This is a genomic window from Rivibacter subsaxonicus (assembly GCF_004217215.1).
Taxonomy (GTDB): Bacteria; Pseudomonadota; Gammaproteobacteria; order Burkholderiales; family Burkholderiaceae_C; genus Rivibacter; species Rivibacter subsaxonicus.
This window is the reverse complement of sequence record NZ_SHKP01000005.1, coordinates 756,036-774,099: the sequence shown is the minus strand read 5'-3', so window position 1 is coordinate 774,099 and position 18,064 is coordinate 756,036. Positions and strand designations below refer to the sequence as shown.

The 18,064-nt window shown below is 71.2% G+C and carries 11 protein-coding genes; 5 read left to right on the top strand and 6 right to left on the bottom strand.

Annotated elements, in window-relative coordinates; translation table 11 throughout:
- Positions 1-22: 22 nt before the first annotated feature.
- Together EV670_RS09545 and EV670_RS09540 are read right to left on the bottom strand one after the other, a co-directional pair.
- Entirely contained in the window at positions 23-508 is a 486-nt protein-coding gene (locus tag EV670_RS09545; RefSeq protein WP_130431600.1) for a cyanophycin metabolism-associated DUF1854 family protein, read from the bottom strand.
- A complete protein-coding gene (locus EV670_RS09540; RefSeq protein ID WP_130431599.1) occupies positions 508-2,826 on the bottom strand; it encodes a cyanophycin metabolism-associated ABC transporter in 2,319 nt (772 codons plus the stop codon). Before EV670_RS09540 ends, EV670_RS09545 begins: the two co-directional genes overlap by 1 nt.
- Positions 2,827-3,020: 194 nt before the next feature.
- Between EV670_RS09540 and EV670_RS09535 the strand changes: the two genes are divergently transcribed.
- The 4 genes from EV670_RS09535 to EV670_RS09520 all read left to right on the top strand — a co-directional run bounded on the left by EV670_RS09535 (position 3,021) and on the right by EV670_RS09520 (position 9,627).
- Positions 3,021-5,252 carry a cyanophycin synthetase gene (locus EV670_RS09535; RefSeq protein ID WP_130431598.1) on the top strand — a complete coding sequence of 744 codons (2,232 nt, stop codon included), beginning with the start codon at positions 3,021-3,023 and terminating at the stop codon, positions 5,250-5,252.
- A 178-nt stretch (positions 5,253-5,430) separates the two neighbouring features.
- A complete protein-coding gene (cphA, locus tag EV670_RS09530) occupies positions 5,431-8,004 on the top strand; it encodes a cyanophycin synthetase (protein WP_130431597.1) in 2,574 nt (857 codons plus the stop codon).
- A gap of 5 nt (positions 8,005-8,009) precedes the next feature.
- Positions 8,010-8,657 carry a hypothetical protein gene (locus tag EV670_RS09525; RefSeq protein ID WP_130431596.1) on the top strand — a complete coding sequence of 216 codons (648 nt, stop codon included), beginning with the start codon at positions 8,010-8,012 and terminating at the stop codon, positions 8,655-8,657.
- A 103-nt stretch (positions 8,658-8,760) separates the two neighbouring features.
- Entirely contained in the window at positions 8,761-9,627 is an 867-nt protein-coding gene (locus EV670_RS09520) for an alpha/beta hydrolase (protein ID WP_130431595.1), read from the top strand.
- Positions 9,628-9,653: 26 nt separating this feature from the next.
- Here EV670_RS09520 and EV670_RS09515 read toward each other — a convergent pair whose 3' ends face one another.
- The 3 genes from EV670_RS09515 to EV670_RS09505 are packed head-to-tail and all read right to left on the bottom strand — an operon-like array spanning position 9,654 to position 15,588.
- On the bottom strand, positions 9,654-11,147 hold the full coding sequence (locus EV670_RS09515; RefSeq protein ID WP_130431594.1) for an efflux transporter outer membrane subunit: 1,494 nt from the start codon (positions 11,145-11,147) through the stop codon (positions 9,654-9,656).
- Positions 11,140-14,394 (bottom strand): efflux RND transporter permease subunit, encoded by a 3,255-nt coding sequence (locus EV670_RS09510; RefSeq protein ID WP_130431593.1) that lies wholly within the window; start codon positions 14,392-14,394, stop codon positions 11,140-11,142. Before EV670_RS09510 ends, EV670_RS09515 begins: the two co-directional genes overlap by 8 nt.
- A gap of 18 nt (positions 14,395-14,412) precedes the next feature.
- Positions 14,413-15,588 carry an efflux RND transporter periplasmic adaptor subunit gene (locus tag EV670_RS09505; RefSeq protein ID WP_130431592.1) on the bottom strand — a complete coding sequence of 392 codons (1,176 nt, stop codon included), beginning with the start codon at positions 15,586-15,588 and terminating at the stop codon, positions 14,413-14,415.
- A 182-nt stretch (positions 15,589-15,770) separates the two neighbouring features.
- Between EV670_RS09505 and EV670_RS09500 the strand changes: the two genes are divergently transcribed.
- Positions 15,771-17,270 carry a M20 family metallopeptidase gene (locus tag EV670_RS09500; RefSeq protein ID WP_130431591.1) on the top strand — a complete coding sequence of 500 codons (1,500 nt, stop codon included), beginning with the start codon at positions 15,771-15,773 and terminating at the stop codon, positions 17,268-17,270.
- A 6-nt stretch (positions 17,271-17,276) separates the two neighbouring features.
- Here the strand turns inward: EV670_RS09500 and EV670_RS09495 are convergent, their stop codons facing one another.
- Positions 17,277-18,035, bottom strand: a complete 759-nt coding sequence (locus EV670_RS09495) for a 5'-methylthioadenosine/adenosylhomocysteine nucleosidase (protein ID WP_130431590.1) — start codon at positions 18,033-18,035, stop codon at positions 17,277-17,279.
- Between the last annotated feature and the right edge of the window lie 29 nt (positions 18,036-18,064).

Sequence of the window (18,064 nt, the reverse complement as noted above, 5' to 3'; positions counted from 1 at the left end):
GGGGGTCGTTGAGAGCCAGGGTTCAGAGAAAGCGCTCGAGCAGCCGCTTCGAGTGGCGGTCCAGCACCAGCACGTCGCGCACCACGAACTGCATGCCCTGGCTGTCGGCGATCAGCAGCATGCCGCGGTCGATGCGGCGGATGTCTTCCTCGCCCTTGAGCACGAAGCTGGTGGCGCCGCGGTCGGTCTCGACCTGCCAGGTGCTCGGGGTCGAGAAGGTGCTGACGCTGACGAGGCGCCGGATCTCGGGCGTGAACTCGCGCGCCGCCAGCTCCTCGTCGATCAGCGCGCGCTCGCTTGCATCCAGCGCCTCGAGCCGGTCGACCCAGGCCAGTTCGTGGCCGTCGCCGCTGACCAGCGACAGGCCCTCGCCGGGCGCGGCGATCGGGAACGCGCGCACCGGGACCACGCCCTCGTGCTCGACGCCGGCGGCATCAAGCAGCACCAGCCGGCCGAAGGCGTTGCGGCGCAGGGAAAAGGAATCGTTCTTGCTCGTCGCGCCTGCCATCAGGCTCCTCCCGGCGTCAGTTCGGCATGCACCGAGGCATGGGTCGCGGCGACGGTGGCGATCTGGGCCGCGATCAGCGGTTCGCCGGCGTGGGCGTCGAGGTCGCTGCCTTCGACGCGGCGCGCCTGCGCCTCGTAGAGCCGCCAGTAGGCGCCCTTGCGTGCGATCAGTTCCTCGTGCGGGCCGACCTCGACCACCCGGCCGCGGTCCATCACCACCAGCCGGTCGGCCTTGCGCAGCGTGGACAGGCGGTGCGCGATCGCGATCGTCGTGCGCCCCTGCACCAGGTTGTCGAGCGCCTTCTGGATTTCCTTCTCGGTCTCGGTGTCGACGCTCGAGGTGGCCTCGTCGAGGATCAGGATGCGCGGATCGATCAGCAGCGCACGCGCGATCGAGATGCGCTGCCGCTCGCCACCCGAGAGGCCCTGGCCGCGCTCGCCGACCAGCGAGTCGTAGCCCTGCGGCAGGCGCAGGATGAACTCGTGCGCATGCGCCGCGCGCGCGGCGCTAACGATCTCGGCCCGGCTCGCGCCCGGCTTGCCGTAGGCGATGTTCTCGGCCACGGTGCCAAAGAAGAGGAAGGGCTCCTGCAGCACCAGGCCGATGTGGCGCCGGTAGTCGGCGACGCCGAAGCGGCGCAGGTCAGTGCCATCGACGTAGATGCCACCGTCGCTGACGTCGTAGAAGCGGCAGATCAGGTTGACCAGCGTGCTCTTGCCGGAACCGCTGTGGCCGACCAGGCCGATCATCTCGCCGGGCCGGATCTCGAGGTCGAGGCCGCGGATCACGGTGCGATTGCCGTAGCGGAAACCGAGCCCGCGCATCTCGATGCGGCCCTGCAGGTTCTGGATCTTCACCGGGTTGACCGGCTCCGGCACGTTGCTGACGTGGTCGAGGATGTCGAAGATGCGCTTGGCGCCGGCCGCGGCCTTCTGCGTGACGCTGACGATGCGGCTCATCGAATCCAGGCGCGTGTAGAAGCGGCCGATGTAGGCGATGAAGGCGGTCAGCACGCCGACCGTGATCTGGCCCTTGCTGACCAGCCAGATGCCGAAGGCCCAGACCACCAGCAGGCCGATGTCGGTCAGCAGCGAGACGGTCGGCGAGAACAGGCTCCAGGTCTTGTTGAGCTTGTCGTTGACCGCCAGGTTGAGCCGGTTGGCCTCCTTGAAGCGCGCCGCCTCGCGGCCCTCCTGCGCGAAGGCCTTGACCACGCGGATGCCGGGAATGGTGTCGGCCAGCACATTGGTGACGTCGCCCCAGACCCGGTCGATCTTCTCGAAGCCGGTGCGCAGCCGGTCGCGCACCAGGTGGATCATCCAGGCGATGAAGGGCAGGGGGATCAGCGTGACCAGCGCCAGCCAGGGGTTGATCGAGAACAGGATCACCGAGGTCATGCCGATCATCAGCACGTCGGTCGCGAAGTCGAGCGCATGCAGCGACAGGAACACCGAGATGCGGTCGGTCTCGGAGCCGATGCGCGCCATCAGGTCGCCGGTGCGCTTGGCGCCGAAGTAGTCGAGGCTCAGCTGCAGCAAGTGCTCGAAGGCGGTGGTGCGCAGGTCGGCCGCGATGCGCTCGGAGACCAGCGCCAGCAGCCAGGTGCGGGCCCAGCCCAGGCTCCAGGCCAGCAGCGCCGAGCCGAGCAGGCCGGCCAGCAGCAGCATCACGAAGCGCGGCTCGATCTGCTGCCCGTTCTGGAACGGGATCAGCACCTTGTCCATCAGCGGGATCGTCAGGTACGGCGGCACCAGCGTGGCCGCGGTCGAGGCCAGCGTCAGCAGGAAGCCGATGATCAGTTGCGTCTGGTAGGGCCTGGCAAAGCGCCACAGGCGCAGCAGCACCCAGGTCGACGGCGCGCCCTGCTGCTCGCGCGGGCCGAGCGCGTCGTCGTCGGCCTCGGCCTCGTCGTCGATCTGGCTCTCGCCCGCCAGCACCGCCTGGCGCCGCTCGAAGGCCTCCAGCAGCTTCAGCGCCTGGGTGTTGGCTCCCAGCGTGAAGCGCCATTGCGCCAGCCGCGCGCGGGCATCGAGCAGTTCGAGGCTGCCGACGCCGCCGTGGTCGCCATGGCGCAGCTGCAGCCCGGCGCCGAGCGGCCATTCGCACCAGTCGGCGGCGCCGGGTTCGCGCACCAGCAGGCGGCGCTCGGTCAGCGCCAGCAGGCCGCCGCCGAAATGCAAGCGCGCGTCGAGGTCAACCGGCAGCGTGGCCAGCACGTTCTCTTGCGGTGCAAGCCTGGCTTGCAGATCGGTCCAGAGCGCGGCCTTCGTGGCATCGGCGGGACCGTCCAACAAGAGCTCGGGGGGATGGTTCGGCATGGGGGAGATGAAGCGGCAGGAGGCGCCGGCACGCGTTTGCGGGCGCCACGGCAGCGCGGCGATTCTCGCCGATGCCCCCGGCGCGGCAAAACCTAGGGCCTGCTCCGGCACCGGCGGCGGGGCCTCGGCCGCGCCCGGCGGGCGCACAATTCCAATCCTCCGCCGGCCGTCCCGGACCCAATGAAGCGCTGACGATGAACAAGAAGGACGACATCCAGCTGCTGCGCATCAACTACCTGCGCGGCCCCAACGTCTGGACCTACCGTGCCGTGCTCGAGACCTGGCTCGACCTCGGCGAACTCGAGGACCATCCCTCGAACACCCTGCCCGGGGCCAACCAGCGCCTGTGCGCCTGGCTGCCGGCGCTGATGGAGCACCACTGCGGCGTCGGCGAGCGCGGCGGCTTCCTGCAGCGGCTCGAAGAAGGCACCTGGTGCGGCCATGTGCTCGAGCATGTGGTGATCGAGTTGCTCAACCTGGCCGGCATGCCGACCGGCTTCGGCCAGACCCGCAGCACCAGCCGGCGCGGCGTCTATCGCATGGTGTTCCGCGCCCGCGACGAGCAGGTCGCCCGCACCGCGCTGGCCCAGGGCCACCGGCTGCTGATGTGCGCGATCAACAACGAGCCCTTCGACGTGCAGGCCGCGGTGGCCGCGGTGCGCGAGAAGCTCGACGACTGCTACCTCGGGCCGAGTACCGCGGCGATCGTCGCCGCCGCCACCGAGCGCCGCATCCCGCACATCCGCCTCAACGACGGCAACCTGGTGCAGCTCGGTCATGGCAAGCGCCAGCGCCGCATCTGGACCGCCGAGACCGACCTGACCAGCGCGATCGCCGAGGGCATCGCCAGCGAGAAGGACCTGACCAAGAGCCTGCTGAAGGCCGTCGGCGTGCCGGTGCCCGAAGGCACCGTCGTCGCCAGCCCGGCCGAGGCCTGGGAAGCGGCGCAGGACATCGGCCTGCCGGTGGTGGTCAAGCCGACCGACGGCAACCACGGCCGCGGCGTCACGCTCGACCTCAGCACCCAGGCCGAGATCGAGGCCGCCTGGGCGGTCGCCGACCGCCACGGCAGCGAGGTGATCGTCGAGCGCCACGTGCGCGGCGACGAGCACCGCATGCTGGTCGTCGGCGGCAAGGTGGTCGCGGCCGCGCGCGGCGAGACGGCCTGGGTCACGGCCGACGGCCGCGGCAACGTGGCCGAGCTGGTCGATGCGCAGATCAACAGCGACCCGCGCCGCGGCCTGACCGAAGACCACCCGCTGAACCGGCTCGACCCGCGCGAGGACGGCGTGATCCTGCTCGACCTGCAGCGCCAGGGCCTGACGCCCGACAGCGTGCCGGCCGCCGGCAAGCGCGTGCTGATCCAGCGCAACGGCAACGTCGCGATCGATTGCACGGATGCCGTGCACCCCGAAGTGGCGCACCAGGTCTCGCTGGCCGCGCGCACCGTGGGCCTGGACGTCGCCGGCGTCGACGTGGTGGCCGAGGACATCTCCAAGCCGCTTTCCGTCCAGGGCGGCGCGGTGGTCGAGGTCAACGCCGGTCCCGGCCTGCTGATGCACCTGCGCCCGGCCGAGGGCGCGCCGCAGCCGGTCGGCCGCGCGATCGTCGATCACCTCTTCCCCGACCCGGACGACAGTGGCCGGATCCCCATCGTCGGCGTCGCCGGTACCCGCCAGACCGCGCAGATCGCGCGCCTGGTGGCCTGGGTCATGCACCTCAGCGGCCGTCACGTGGGCCTGGCCTGCCGCGACGGGCTGTTCCTCGACCGGCGCCAGGTCGAAGCCAGCGACTGCACGCGCTGGGAAGCCGGGCGCCGGCTACTGATCAACCGCTCGGTCGAGGCCGCGGTGTTCGAGAACGACGCCGCCGCGATCCTGCGCGACGGCCTGGCCTACGACCGCTGCACGGTCGGCATCGTGACCGACCTCGACGGTGCCGAGACACTCGAGCACTACGACGTGCGCGAATCGGACCAGCTGGTCAAGGTGCTGCGCACGCAGGTCGACGTGGTGCTGTCCGACGGCGTCGCGGTGCTCAACGCGGCCGACGAGCGGATCGCCGACCTGGCCGATCTGTGCGACGGCAGCGTGATTCTCTATGCCCTGGACGAGCGCTTGCCGGCGCTCGCCGAACAGCTCGCCGCCGGTGGCCGCGCGGTCTTCCTGCGCGATCACCGCTGCGTGCTGGCCGAGGGTTCGAGCGAGACCCTGCTGCCGCGCCTGAACCCCTTCGCCGCCCACACCGAGCCGCCGAGCGCGCCGGCCGCCGAGGCCCTGCTTGCCGCGGTGGCCGCAGCTTGGGCCATGGGCATCACCGCCGACCTGATCACGGCCGGGATCCAGACCTTCGAGCCGGCGTTGCTGCCGGCCCGCCCCGCCGAGTTGCGTGCCCCGCTGGAGCGTCTCGAATCGGAAGTTCGTTGATGAATCCCGCCGAGAAACGACCGCATCCGTCGTTGCAGTGCTCGCCGGGTAGCGAACCCGGCTCCGCGCCGTGCCTAGGCTTCGGCCGTTTTCGGCAGGATTCGCACCAGTGGCTCGGCCATTGCGACGATGTCCAACGAACATCCAATTCAAGACACTCGGACAGAAAGACCGCCTGATGGAAGTCTCCCGCATCCGCGCGCTGCGCGGCCCCAACCTGTGGAGCCGGCACACGGCGATCGAGGCCATCGTCCACTGCGGTCCCGACGAACGAGCGGTCGGCGAGCGCCCCGAGCTCGAGGCCCGCGTGCGGGCGCTGTTCCCGGCGATCGGCGAATCGTGGCCAGGCAGCGTGGCGCCGTCGACGCTGACGCTGGCCCACCTGCTCGAGGTCGCCTCGCTCGCGCTGCAGGCCCAGGCCGGTTGCCCGGTGACCTTCAGCCGCACCACCGCCACCGTCGAGCGCGGCGTCTACCAGGTGGTGGTCGAGTACAGCGAGGAAGCGGCCGGCCGCATGGCGCTGCAGCTGGCGCAGGAACTCATCAAGGCCGCGGTCGAGGGTGGCAGCTTCGACGCGCCCGCCGCCATCGCCCGACTGCGCGAGACCGACGAGGACGTGCGCCTGGGCCCGTCCACCGGATCGATCGTCGATGCCGCGGTCGTGCGCGGCATTCCCTACCGCCGCCTGACCGAGGGCAGCCTGGTGCAGTTCGGCTGGGGCGCCAAGCAGCGCCGCATCCAGGCCGCCGAGGTCGACACCACCAGCGCGGTCGCCGAGTCGATCGCGCAGGACAAGGACCTGACCAAGATCCTGCTGCAGGCCGCCGGCGTGCCGGTGCCGATCGGCCGGCCGGTCAGCGACCCCGACGACGCCTGGGCCGCCGCGCTCGAGATCGGACTGCCGGTGGTGGTCAAGCCGCAGGACGGCAACCAGGGCAAGGGCGTCACCGTCAACGTCGTCAGCCGCGAGCACCTCGACATCGCCTTCAAGGCGGCCGACGAGATCGGCACCGTGATGGTCGAGAAGTACCTGCCCGGTGCCGACTTCCGCCTGCTGGTGGTCGGCAAGAAGCTGGTCGCGGCCGCGCGGCGCGACCCGCCGCACGTGATCGGCGACGGCGAGCTGACGGTGCGCCAGCTGGTCGACAAGGTCAACGCCGACCCGCGCCGCGGAGAGGGCCACGCGACCTCGCTGACCAAGATCCGCTTCGATGACATCGCGATCGCGCGCCTCGACGTGCAGGGCTTGAAGCCCGAGTCGGTGCCCGACAAGGGCCAGCGCGTCGTGCTGCGCAACAACGCCAACCTCAGCACCGGCGGCACCGCCACGGACGTCACCGACGACGTGCATCCCGAGGTCGCGGCGCGCGCCGTGGCGGCGGCGCAGATGGTCGGCCTGCACATCTGCGGCGTCGACGTGGTCTGCGAGAGCGTGCTGCGCCCGCTCGAGGAACAGCATGGCGGCGTGGTGGAAGTGAATGCCGCGCCCGGGCTGCGCATGCACCTGTCGCCGTCCTACGGCAAGGGTCGCAACGTCGGCGAGGCGATCATCGGCCATCTTTACGGCCCCGGCGACGACGGCCGCATCCCGACCGTGGCGGTGACCGGCACCAACGGCAAGACCACCGTCACCCGCCTGATCGCGCACCTGCTGGCCAGCAGCGGGCTGCGCGTGGGCATGACCAACACCGACGGCGTCTACGTGCAGGGCCGCCAGATCGACAGCGGCGACTGCAGCGGCCCCAAGAGCGCGCGCAACGTGCTGGCCCATCCGGACGTGGACGCCGCGGTCTTCGAGACCGCGCGCGGCGGCATCCTGCGCGAGGGCCTGGGCTTCGACCGCTGCTCGGCCGCGGTCGTCACCAACCTCGGCGACGGCGACCACCTGGGCCTGAACTACATCACCACGGTCGAGGACCTCGCGGTGCTCAAGCGCGTGATCGTGCAGAACGTCGCGACCAGCGGCTACGCGGTGCTCAACGCGGCCGACCCGATCGTCGCCTCGATGGCCACCACCTGCCCCGGCCATGTGTGCTTCTTCGCCACCGATCGCCAGCACCCGGTGATGGCGACCCACCGCGCGCAGGGCAAGCGGGTGGTCTATGTCGAGGGCGACGCGATCGTCGCCGCCGAGGGATCGTGGCGCGAGCGGCTGTCGCTGGCCGAGATCCCGCTGACGCGCGGCGGGCTGATCGGCTTCCAGGTCGAGAACGCGATGGCCGCAGTCGCCGCCGCCTGGAGCGTGGGGCTCGACTGGGACGCCGTGCGGCGCGGCCTCGCCAGCTTCGTCAACGACGCCGACAACGCGCCCGGCCGCTTCAACGTGATGGACTACCGCGGCGCCACGCTGATCGCCGACTACGGCCACAACCCCGACGCGATGCGCGCCCTGGTGCAGGCGGTCGAGGCGATGCCGGCGCGGCGCCGCTCGGTCGTGATCAGCGGCGCCGGCGATCGCCGCGACGAGGACATCCGCGACCAGACGGTGATCCTCGGCGCCGCCTTCGACGACGTCATCCTCTACCAGGACGCGGCCCAGCGCGGCCGCGCCGACGGCGAGGTGATGGCGCTGCTGCGCGACGGCCTCAAGGGTGCCGCGCGCACGCAGCGCATCGACGAGATCCGCGGCGAGTTCGTCGCCATCGACGCCGCGCTCGAGCGGCTGCAGTCCGGCGACCTGTGCCTGATCCTGGTCGACCAGGTCGAGGAGGCGCTGGCGCACCTGGCCAGGCGGGTGGCGGCGCAGGCCTGAATCCGATGCTGCTGCGCCGCGGCCTGCTGCTGGCGCTGCCGGCCTTCATCGGCCTCGCCGCGCTGGCGCAGGAGCCGCGCCTGCCGCTGCGCAACCTGCTGGTCGAGGTGCGCCAGGGCGAGAGCGCGCGGCTGGGACAGCAATCGGCCGGCATCGACAGCGCACGCGTGGCGATCGGCAGCGACGGCTCCGTGCGCGGCGCGGCCGATGCCACGCTGGCGGCGCGCTCGCAGGACAGCGGCGCCCAGGCGCAGCAGCAGTTGCGCGTGCTCAACGGCGGCAGCGCCTCGATCGGCCTCGGCAGCAGCACCCCGCTGCAATGGCTGAGCTGGGTCTGGACGCCGGGCGGTCCGAAGCCGGTCGGCACCAGCCTGATGGTCGACACCGGCCGCAGCGTCGTAGTGCGGCCGAGCTGGCCGGGCGGTGACGCGCCGGTCACGGTGGAACTGCGCAGCGACGCCTCCTCGCTCGGGCGCGACGGCAGCGTCGCGCGCGCCACCACGCTGAGCACGGTCGCGGTGCCGCTCGGACAATGGATCACGGTGGCTCGCAGCAGCGAAGCCGGCCAGCAGACCGAGCGCGGCCTGCTGTCGACGCAAAGCGGCAGCAGCTCTCGCGACCACGTCGTGCAACTGCGGGTGACGGCGCCCTGAGCGCCCGGCGCCGACCGCGAGAAGTTGCCGATGCGCCGCCGGCGCCGGCGCGGCATGCTCGGGCCCATCGCAGCCACCGGATCCGCGTGATCCCCTCCCGAGCGTGAACAGCACCCTTGCCACCTTCGACGGCCTCGCGCTGGCGCGCCGCCGCTGGCCGCCCACGCTCGACAACGGCGCCGCGGCGCGCGGCAGCGTCGTGCTGGTGCACGGCCTCGGCGAGCACATCGGCCGCTACGCCCATGTCGCGGCCAAGCTGGCCGCGGCCGGCTGGGCCGTCAGCGGCTGCGACCTGCGCGGCCACGGCCATTCGCCGGGACGGCGCGGCGACGCGCCCGATGGCGAGGCCCTGCTGCGCGACATCGCCGCCAGCCTCGACGCGGCCCGTGCCGAAGCGCCGGCCGGCACGCCGCTGGTGCTGCTCGGCCACAGCCTGGGCGGCATGCTGAGCGCGCGCTTCGTCGCCGCCGCGCTCGAGTCGCCGGCGCCTGCGTGGTCGCGCGCGGTCGACGCGCTGTTGCTCTCGTCGCCGGCGCTCGACCCCGGCCTGCGCCCGCATCAGAAGCTGATGCTGGCCGCCGCAAGGCGGCTGGCGCCGCACCTGCAGGTCGGCAACGGGCTCGACCCGGCCTGGATCTGCCGCGACCCGCAGGTCGTGGCCGACTACCTCGCCGATCCGCTGGTGCACGACCGCGTCAGCGCCACCGTCGCCAGCCTGGTCGTCGATGGCGGTGCGGCGGTCATCGCGGCGGCGCCGCGCTGGGTCACGCCGACGCTGCTGCAGTGGGCCGGCGCCGACCGCTGCGTTTCACCGGCCGGCAGCGCCGCCTTCGCCGCCGCCGCGCCGCGCGCGGCGCTCGAGCACGAGTGCTACCCCGGCTGGTCGCACGAGCTCTTCAACGAGCCCGAGCGCGAGCGGCCGATCGGCCGCGTCGTCGCCTGGCTCGAGGCGCGCTTCCCGCCACGCTGAGCCGGCCCCCGGCGGCGCGCTGACGCTCAGCGCGGCTGCGTCGACGCCGGCGCGGCCGCCACGCCGCCCACCGCCGGCGCCGCCCAGCCCCCGCCGATCGCGCGGTAGACGGCCACCAGCGCCGACGCGGTCGCGCTCTGCGACTGCACGTACAGATCGCGGGTGCGCAGCACCTCACGGTCGGCATCGAGCACCGCCAGGAAGTCGGTGACGCCGGCGTCGTAGCGCAGCCGCGCCAGCCGCGCCGCGGCCTCGGCCGCCTCGGCCGCCACCGCCAGCCTTTCGCTGCGCTGGGCGGTGCGGGTGAACTGGCTCATCGCGCCTTCGGTCTCCTCGAGGGCGGTGGCCACGGTCTGCTCGTAGTTCGCCAGTGCCGCCTGGGCGCGCGCGTCGCTGGCATCGATGCGGCCGCGGATGCGACCGAAGTCGAGCAGGGTCCAGCTGATGCCGGCACCAAGCGAGTAGATGCCGGCCTTGCTGTCGAACAGGTCGCCGGCACCCAGCGCCGCCAGGCCGAGCAGGCCCGTCAGCGAGATGCGCGGATAGAGATCGGCCTTGGCGACGCCGATGTTGGCGGTGGCCGCCGCCAGCTGGCGCTCGGCGACCGCGATGTCGGGCCGCCGCTGCAGCCACTGCTCGGGCGTGCCGATCGGCAGCGTGGCGAGGTCGGTCACCGGCAACGAGGGCAGTGGCGCCGGCGTCAGGAGCTGCTCGCGCAACGCCCGCGGCGGCTGTGCCGTCAGCGTCGCCAGCCGGTAGATCGAGCGGTCGATCGCCGCCTGCAGCGCCGGCAACCCGGCCTCGGTGCTGGCCACCAGCGAGCGCGAGCGCTCGACGTCGAGCTGGGTGCCGCGACCGGCGTCGAGCCGGGCCTGGGTCAGCGCCAGCGACTCGCGCTGGTTGACCAGCGAGTCCGAGTTGACGGCGTAGGCCTGCTGCAGCCCGCGCAGCTCGATGTAGTTGCGAGCCACCTCGGCCGCGACCGAAGTCAGCGCGGCGTTGAGCCCGGCCTCGCTGGCCTGGACCTGGGCCGCCGCCGCCTCCGCGCCGCGCCGTGCGCGGCCGAAGAAGTCGAGCTCCCAGTTGGCGACGAAGCCGGCGTCGTAGAGGGTCGACGTGCGCTGGCTGCGCGAGGTGCCGGGCAGTTCGTACTCCGGCGTCACGGCCCGCGTGGCGCCGGCCTGCACGCCGATCGTCGGCAGCGCCTGCGCATCGGCCTCGCGACCCAGGCCGCGCGCCTCCTGCAGCCGCGCCTGGGCGATGCGCACGTCGCCGTTGGCGGCAATCGCGCGTTCGATCAGCGCATCGAGCGCGGGGTCGTTGAAGCCGCGCCAGAAGCTCGCGATCTCGGCGCCGGGCTGCGCGGCGTTGCTGCGCTCGGTGCCGGCGTTGATGAAGCCGGCGTCGAGCGCGCTTGCCGGGCGCGAATAGTCGGGGCCGACCGCGCAACCGGCCAGCAGCGTCGCCGCGGCGAGCGGCGTCAGCAGCCAATGACGCACAGGCTTGCGTGCTTCAGACATGGCCGGCTCCCTTCTCGGCGGCGTCGTGCGGAACGACGTGCGCATGCCCGCCGCCGCCACCCGGCGCATGCGGGTGCGGCCCTTCGAGCACCGGCTCACCCTTGGGCCGCCGGCGCATCAGCACGTAGAACACCGGCGTCAGGAAGATGCCGAAGATGGTCACGCCGATCATCCCGCTGAACACCGCGATGCCCATCGCGCGGCGCATCTCGGCGCCGGCGCCGCTGCCCAGGATCAGCGGCACCACGCCGGCGATGAAGGCGATCGAGGTCATCAGGATCGGACGCAGCCGCATGCGGCAGGCATGCACCACCGCCTTGACGGTGGACTCGCCTTGCTCCTCGAGATGCTTGGCGAACTCGACGATCAGGATCGCGTTCTTGCAGGCCAGGCCGACCAGCACCACGAAGGCGATCTGGGTGAAGATGTTGAAGTCGCCCGGCTGGCCGAAGAAGCGGCTGAGCCAGACCCCGAACAGCGCCGAGAGGATGCACATCGGCACGATCAGGATGATCGCGAACGGCAGGCTCCAGCTCTCGTACATCGCCGCCAGCACCAGGAACACCAGCAGCACGCAGAGCGGGAAAATGAACGCCATCGTGTTGCCGGCGATCTTTTCCTGGTAGACCAGTTCGGTCCACGAGAAGCTGATGCCGCGCGGCAGGCTGTTCTTGAGCACCTGCTCGATCTCTGCCTGGGCCTGGCCCGAGCTGAAGCCGGGCTTGGGCGAGCCGTTGATGTCGGCCGAGTAGAAGCCGTTGTAGCGCGTCACCGCCGACGGCCCGAAGGTCGGCGTCACCTTCATCAGCGACCCCAGCGGCACCATCTCGCCGCTGCTGCTGCGCACGCGCAGCTTGACGATGTCTTCCGGCAGCGCGCGGTAGTCGGCATCGGCCTGCACGATGACCTGGTAGGTCTTGCCGAAGCGGTTGAAGTCGTTGACGTAGAGCGAACCCAGGTAGGTCTGCATCGTCTCGTAGACATCGCCCATGTTCACGCCGAGCTGCTTGGCCTTGTTGCGGTCGACGTCGGCGTAGAGCTGCGGCACGTTGATCTGGTAGTTCGAGTACGCGAGGCCGATGCTCGAGTTCGGGTTGCCGTAGATCTGGCCCAGCGCGCCCCAGGCGGCGGCATAGAGCGCCTGCTCGCCGAGCGAGTCGCGGTCCTGCAGTTCGAGCCTGAAGCCGCCGGCGTTGCCGAGGCCGTCGACCGCCGGCGGCGGCACCACGAACATCTGGGCCTGCTTGATGCCCTGGAGCGCGCCGTTGACGTTGCCGAGGATCGCGAACAGGCTCTTGTCGGGCGTGGTTCGTTTCTCGAAGTCCTCGAGCCCGAAGAACACGATGCCGGCGTTGGGCTGGGCCGCGAAGCCGTTGATCGACAGGCCGGGAAAGGCCACCGCATCCACGATGCCCGGCGTCTTCAGCGCGATGTCGGTCATCTCGCGGATCACCGCCTCGGTGCGGTCGAGGCTGGCGCCGTCTGGCAGCTGGGCGATGCCGATCAGGTACTGCTTGTCGGGGCTCGGCACGAAGCCGGGCGGAACGCGCGTGAACAGCAGCACCGTCAGGCCGATCGCGATCGCATAGACCACCAGCGCCAGCGACTTGTGGGTGATGATCTTGCTGATACTGCGACCGTAGGCTTCCGACGAGCGGTGGAAGAAGCGGTTGAAGGCGCGGAAGAAGGGGCCGAAGACCTTGTCCATGCCGCGCGTGAGCCAGTCCTTGGGCTCGTCGTGGCCCTTGAGCAGGATCGCCGCCATCGCCGGCGACAGCGTCAGCGAGTTGAAGGCCGAGATCACCGTCGAGATCGCGATCGTCACCGCGAACTGGCGGTAGAACTGGCCCGAGAGGCCGGAGACGAAAGCCAGCGGCACGAACACCGCGCACAGCACCAGGCCGATCGCGATGATCGGGCCCGAGACCTCGCGCATCGCCTTGATCGCCGCCTCGCGCGGCTGCAGTCCGGCCTCGATGTTGCGCTCGACGTTCTCGACCACGACGATCGCGTCGTCGACCACGATGCCGATCGCCAACACCAGGCCGAACAGCGTCAGCGTGTTGATCGTGAAGCCCAGCGCCAGCAGCACCGCGAAGGTGCCGACGATCGACACCGGCACCGCCAGCAGCGGGATGATGGACGCGCGCCAGGTCTGCAGGAAGATGATGACGACGATCACCACCAGCAGCACCGCCTCGAACAGCGTGGTCACGACCTTCTCGATCGAGGTCGCGACGAAGCGGGTCGGGTCGTAGACGATCTGGTAGTCGACGCCGGGCGGGAAGCCCGGCTTGAGCCGCTCCATCGCGGCGCGCACGTCGTTGGACAACTGCAGCGCGTTGGAGCCTGGCGCCTGGAACACCGCGATCGCCGCGGCCTCCTTGTTGTTGAGCAGGCTGCGCAGCGCGTAGGAGTTGCTCGACAGCTCGACGCGGCCGAGGTCCCTGATCCGCGTCAGCGCACCGTCCCTGGGGTCGACGCGGACGATGATGTCGCCGAACTCTTCGGGCGTCGACAGCCGGCCCTGGGTGTTGATCGAGAGCTGGAACTCCAGTCCCTTGGGCGCCGGCGGCGCGCCGATCACGCCGGCGGCGACCTGCGCGTTCTGCTCGCGGATCGCGTTGGTGACGTCGCTGGTGGCCAGGCCGCGCGCGGTGAGCTTGTCGGGATCGAGCCAGATCCGCATCGCGTAGTCGCCCGAGCCGAAGGTCAGCACCGAGCCCATGCCCTGGATCCGCAGCAACTCGTCGCGCACGTTGAGGGTGCCGTAGTTGCGCAGGTAGAGCGCGTCGCGCGAACCGTCGGGCGATGACAGGTGCACCACCATCGTCAGGTTCGGCGAGCTCTTCTCGGTCGTCACGCCGATCTGGCGCACCACCTCGGGCAGCCGCGGCAGCGCGCGGTTGACGCGGTTCTGCACCGCGGTCTCGGCGACCTCGGGATTGGTGCCGATCTTGAAGGTCACCGTCAGCGACATCGAGCCGTCGGCGGTGGCCTGCGAGTTCATGTAGAGCATGTTCTCGACGCCGTTGACCTGCTCCTCGAGCGGAGTGGCCACGGCCTCGGCGATCACGCGCGGGTTGGCACCCGGGAACTGCGCGCGCACCACCACCTGCGGCGGCGCGACCTCGGGGTACTCGGAGATCGGCAGCCTGAAGATCGCGATCAGGCCGACCAGGAAGATGAAGATCGACAGCACCGCGGCAAAGCGCGGGCGGTCGATGAAGAAGTTGGAGATGTTCATGCGCGCGACTCCCGCGGATCAGCCGGCTTTGGACGCCGGCGCGGCAGGAGGTGCCGCCTGCGGCGGCAGCGGCATGCCGCGCGGGTCGACCGCCAGCTTCTCGGGCGTGATCGGCATGCCGGGCCGCACCCGCTGCAGGCCCTCGACCACCACCATCTCGCCGGCCTTCAGTCCGCTATCGATGACGCGCATGCCGTCCTGCAGGGCGCCGAGCTGGACCGGGCGGAACTGCGGCACGTTGTCGGCGCCGACCACGAACACGAATCTCTTGGTCTGGTCGGTGCCGATCGCGCGGTCCGGCACCAGCACCGCGTCGACCGGCTCGCCGCCGGTCACCAGCACCCGCGCGAACAGCCCCGGCGTGAACTGGCCCTTGGAGTTGTCGAACACGGCCCGGGTGCGGATCGTGCCGCTGCTGGCGTTGAGCCGGTTGTCGACGAAGTCGATCGTGCCCTCGTGCGGATGGCCGGCCTCGTTGGCCAGGCCCATGCGCACCTTCAGCGCGCCCTTGTCGGCAGTGGCGTTGCGCCGGCTCAGGTAGGTGCGCTCGCTGGCATCGAAGTAGGCGAACACCCGGTCGGTGCGCACGATCGTGGTCAGCACCGTCTTGTCGTCGACCAGGTTGCCGACGGTCACGAAGGCACGCGAGACGCGACCCGAGATCGGCGCCAGCACCCGCGTGTAGCCAAGATTGAGTTGCGCGGTCTGCAGCGCGGCGCGCGCCGCCTTCAGGCTGGCGTCGGTGGTGCGCTCGCCGGAGGTCAGCTGGTCGAACTCCTGGCGCGACACCGCCTTGGCGTCGAGCAGCTTCTGCGCGCGTGCCAGTTCGGTCTTGGCGTACTCGCCCTGGGCCAGCGCCGAGGCGACCTGCGCCTCGGCCCGCGCGACCTCGGCCGCATAGGGCTTGGCGTCGAGCGTGAACAGCGGGTCGCCCGCCTTCACGTAGGAGCCCTCGCGGAAACTGAGCTTCTCGATGGTGCCGCCCACGCGCGGCCGGATCTCGACGCTCTCGACCGGCTCCAGGCGACCGGTGAACTCCTCGATCTCGCGCACCGGCCGCTTGACTGCCGCGACCACGCCGACCGGCGCCGCCTGCGGCCCGCCGTGCGGCGGACCCTCCGACCGACTGCAGCCGGCAAGCGCGAGCAGGGCAAGGAGTGGCGACACGATGGCGACACGACGGACAACGCGCATGGCAGGACTTCCTGGTGAGGGTGCGGTCAGGGAGAGCATCCCGGCTCGTGGCCGGGTGAACCGGCGGCATCTTACTGACCAATAAGTCAGTTCGCTGGCGAGGTCTTATTGGCAGCAAGACCCGCGCCTAAAATCGACAGCTTGCGCCCGTGAGCGCCCCCAATCCCGAAAGTCGCCCCACCATGAACGCGCCCGAACGCCTGCCCGTGCTCGACACGGCCGCCATTGCACGCTTTGTAGACGAGGCCTGGGATCAGCGCATCGTGCCCGAGCTGCGCGACTACATCGCGATCCCGGCCAAGAGCCCGATGTTCGACGCCGACTGGGCCGCCAACGGCCACATCGACAACGTGGTGCGCCGCGCCGCGGCCTGGGTCGAGTCGCGCAAGCTGGCCGGGCTCAAGCTCGAAGTGGTGCGCATCCCCAACGACGACGGCAGCCCGCGCACGCCGGTGATCTTCTTCGAGCTGCCGGCCACGCGCGCCGGCGGCAACGACGCCGACGCGCCGACGGTGCTGCTCTACGGCCACCTCGACAAGCAGCCCGAGTTCAGCGGCTGGCGCGCCGACCTGGGGCCGTGGACGCCGAAGATCGAGGACGACAAGCTCTACGGCCGCGGCGGCGCCGACGACGGCTACGCGATCTACGCCGCGATCTCGGCGCTCGAGGCACTCGACGCGCAGGGCATCGAACGCCCGCGCTGCGTGGGCCTGATCGAGAGCTGCGAGGAATCGGGCTCGGGCGACCTGCCGGCCTACATCGATGCGCTCAATGCGCGTCTCGGCAATGTCTCGCTCGTGGTCTGCCTCGACAGCGGCGCCGGCAACTACGAGCAGCTCTGGCTCACCACCAGCCTGCGCGGCAACGTGACCGGCACGCTCAAGGTCGAGGTGCTGACCGAGGGCATCCACTCCGGCGACTCGAGCGGCCTGGTGCCGAGCAGCGTGCGCATCCTGCGCCAGCTGCTCGACCGGCTCGAGGACAGCGCCACCGGTCGCCTGCTGCCGGCAGCGCTGCACTGCGAGATCCCGCAGGCCCGCATCGAGCAGGCCCGCGTGACCGCGCAGATCCTCGGCGACGAGGTCTGGAAGCGCATGCCCTGGGCCTGTGGCGCCGATGGCGGCCTCGTGCTGCCGACCACCACCGACGGCACCGAGGCACTGCTCAACCGCACCTGGCGGCCGACGCTTTCCGTGACCGGCGCCGAGGGCTTTCCGAGCATCGCCAACGCCGGCAACGTGCTGCGGCCCTACACCGCCTTCAAGCTCAGCCTGCGCCTGCCGCCGCTGGTCGACGGCCATGGTGCGGCGGTGCAACTCAAGAAGCTGCTCGAGGACAACGCACCCTACAACGCCAAGGTCACCTTCGTGCCCGACGGCCGGGTCGGCGCCTGGGGCGCCAGCGGCTGGAACGCGCCCGAGATCGAGCCCTGGCTGCAGCGCGCGCTCGACGCGGCATCGAATGCCCACTACGGCGCGCCCTGCGGCACCATCGGCCAGGGCGGCACGATCCCGCTGATGAGCCTGCTGCAGCAGGGTTTCCCGAAGGCCCAGATGATGGTCTGCGGCGTGCTCGGCCCCAAGAGCAACGCCCACGGGCCCAACGAGTTCCTGCACCTGCCCTACGGCAAGAAGCTCACCGCCGCGGTGGCCGAGGTGATCGCGGCGGTCCCGAGCCGCTGAGCTGCCTCAGCGCAGCCCCACCGCCCCGCTGAACAGCCAGCGCCGCACGACCGCGGCGCTCATCGGTCCCGCGACCTCGCGCAGGAAGCGGCCGAAGTCAACATGAGCCTGCTCGTCGGCGCGATCGGAGATCGATCGCAGCACCGCGAAAGGCAGGTCGCAGTCGTGGCAGACCTGCGCCAGCGCGGCGCCCTCCATCTCGACCGCCAGCGCGTCGGGCAGTTCGTGGCGCAGCGCCTCGCTCTCGAGCGCGGTGGCCACGAAGCGGTCACCGCTGACCACCAGGCCCTCGTGCACACGCGGCGCAACGATGCCCAAGGTTGCCCACGAGGCAGCCAGCGCCTGGCTCTCGATCGCGAGCGCCTCCTGCGCGGCCAGCGCCAGGGCGTCGGACAGCACGGCGTCGGTGGCAAAGCGGGCACGTCCGGTCAGCGGCACCTCGTGGCGCGGGAACAGCGGCGAGGCGTCGAGGTCATGCTGCAGCAGTTCGCGCGCGACGACGATGTCGCCGACCCGCGCCTCGCGATGCAAGCCGCCGGCAACGCCGGTGAAGATCACGGCCTGGGCGCCGAAGCGCTCGACCGCGAGCGTCGCGGTGATCGCCGCCGCGACCTTGCCGATCCGCGCGAGCACCAGCACCACCTCGTAGCCATCGAGCCGGCCGGTCGTGAACTCGCGTCCGGCGTGGTGATGGACGGCCGGCGCATCGAGCGCGGCGCGCAGGCTCCCGAGTTCCTCGGGCAGGGCGGCCATCAGGGCAAGCATCGCGGCTCCTGGTTGCAGGCCGCGGATGG

Bases quoted from the DNA above. Each gene is read 5' to 3' on its own strand.
- EV670_RS09545 (WP_130431600.1), bottom strand. From the start codon at position 508: ATGGCAGGCGCGACGAGCAAGAACGATTCCTTTTCCCTGCGCCGCAAC.
- EV670_RS09540 (WP_130431599.1), bottom strand. From the start codon at position 2,826: ATGCCGAACCATCCCCCCGAGCTCTTGTTGGACGGTCCCGCCGATGCC.
- EV670_RS09535 (WP_130431598.1), top strand. From the start codon at position 3,021: ATGAACAAGAAGGACGACATCCAGCTGCTGCGCATCAACTACCTGCGC.
- cphA (WP_130431597.1), top strand. From the start codon at position 5,431: ATGGAAGTCTCCCGCATCCGCGCGCTGCGCGGCCCCAACCTGTGGAGC.
- EV670_RS09525 (WP_130431596.1), top strand. From the start codon at position 8,010: ATGCTGCTGCGCCGCGGCCTGCTGCTGGCGCTGCCGGCCTTCATCGGC.
- EV670_RS09515 (WP_130431594.1), bottom strand. From the start codon at position 11,147: ATGTCTGAAGCACGCAAGCCTGTGCGTCATTGGCTGCTGACGCCGCTC.
- EV670_RS09510 (WP_130431593.1), bottom strand. From the start codon at position 14,394: ATGAACATCTCCAACTTCTTCATCGACCGCCCGCGCTTTGCCGCGGTG.
- EV670_RS09505 (WP_130431592.1), bottom strand. From the start codon at position 15,588: ATGCGCGTTGTCCGTCGTGTCGCCATCGTGTCGCCACTCCTTGCCCTG.
- EV670_RS09500 (WP_130431591.1), top strand. From the start codon at position 15,771: ATGAACGCGCCCGAACGCCTGCCCGTGCTCGACACGGCCGCCATTGCA.
- EV670_RS09495 (WP_130431590.1), bottom strand. From the start codon at position 18,035: ATGCTTGCCCTGATGGCCGCCCTGCCCGAGGAACTCGGGAGCCTGCGC.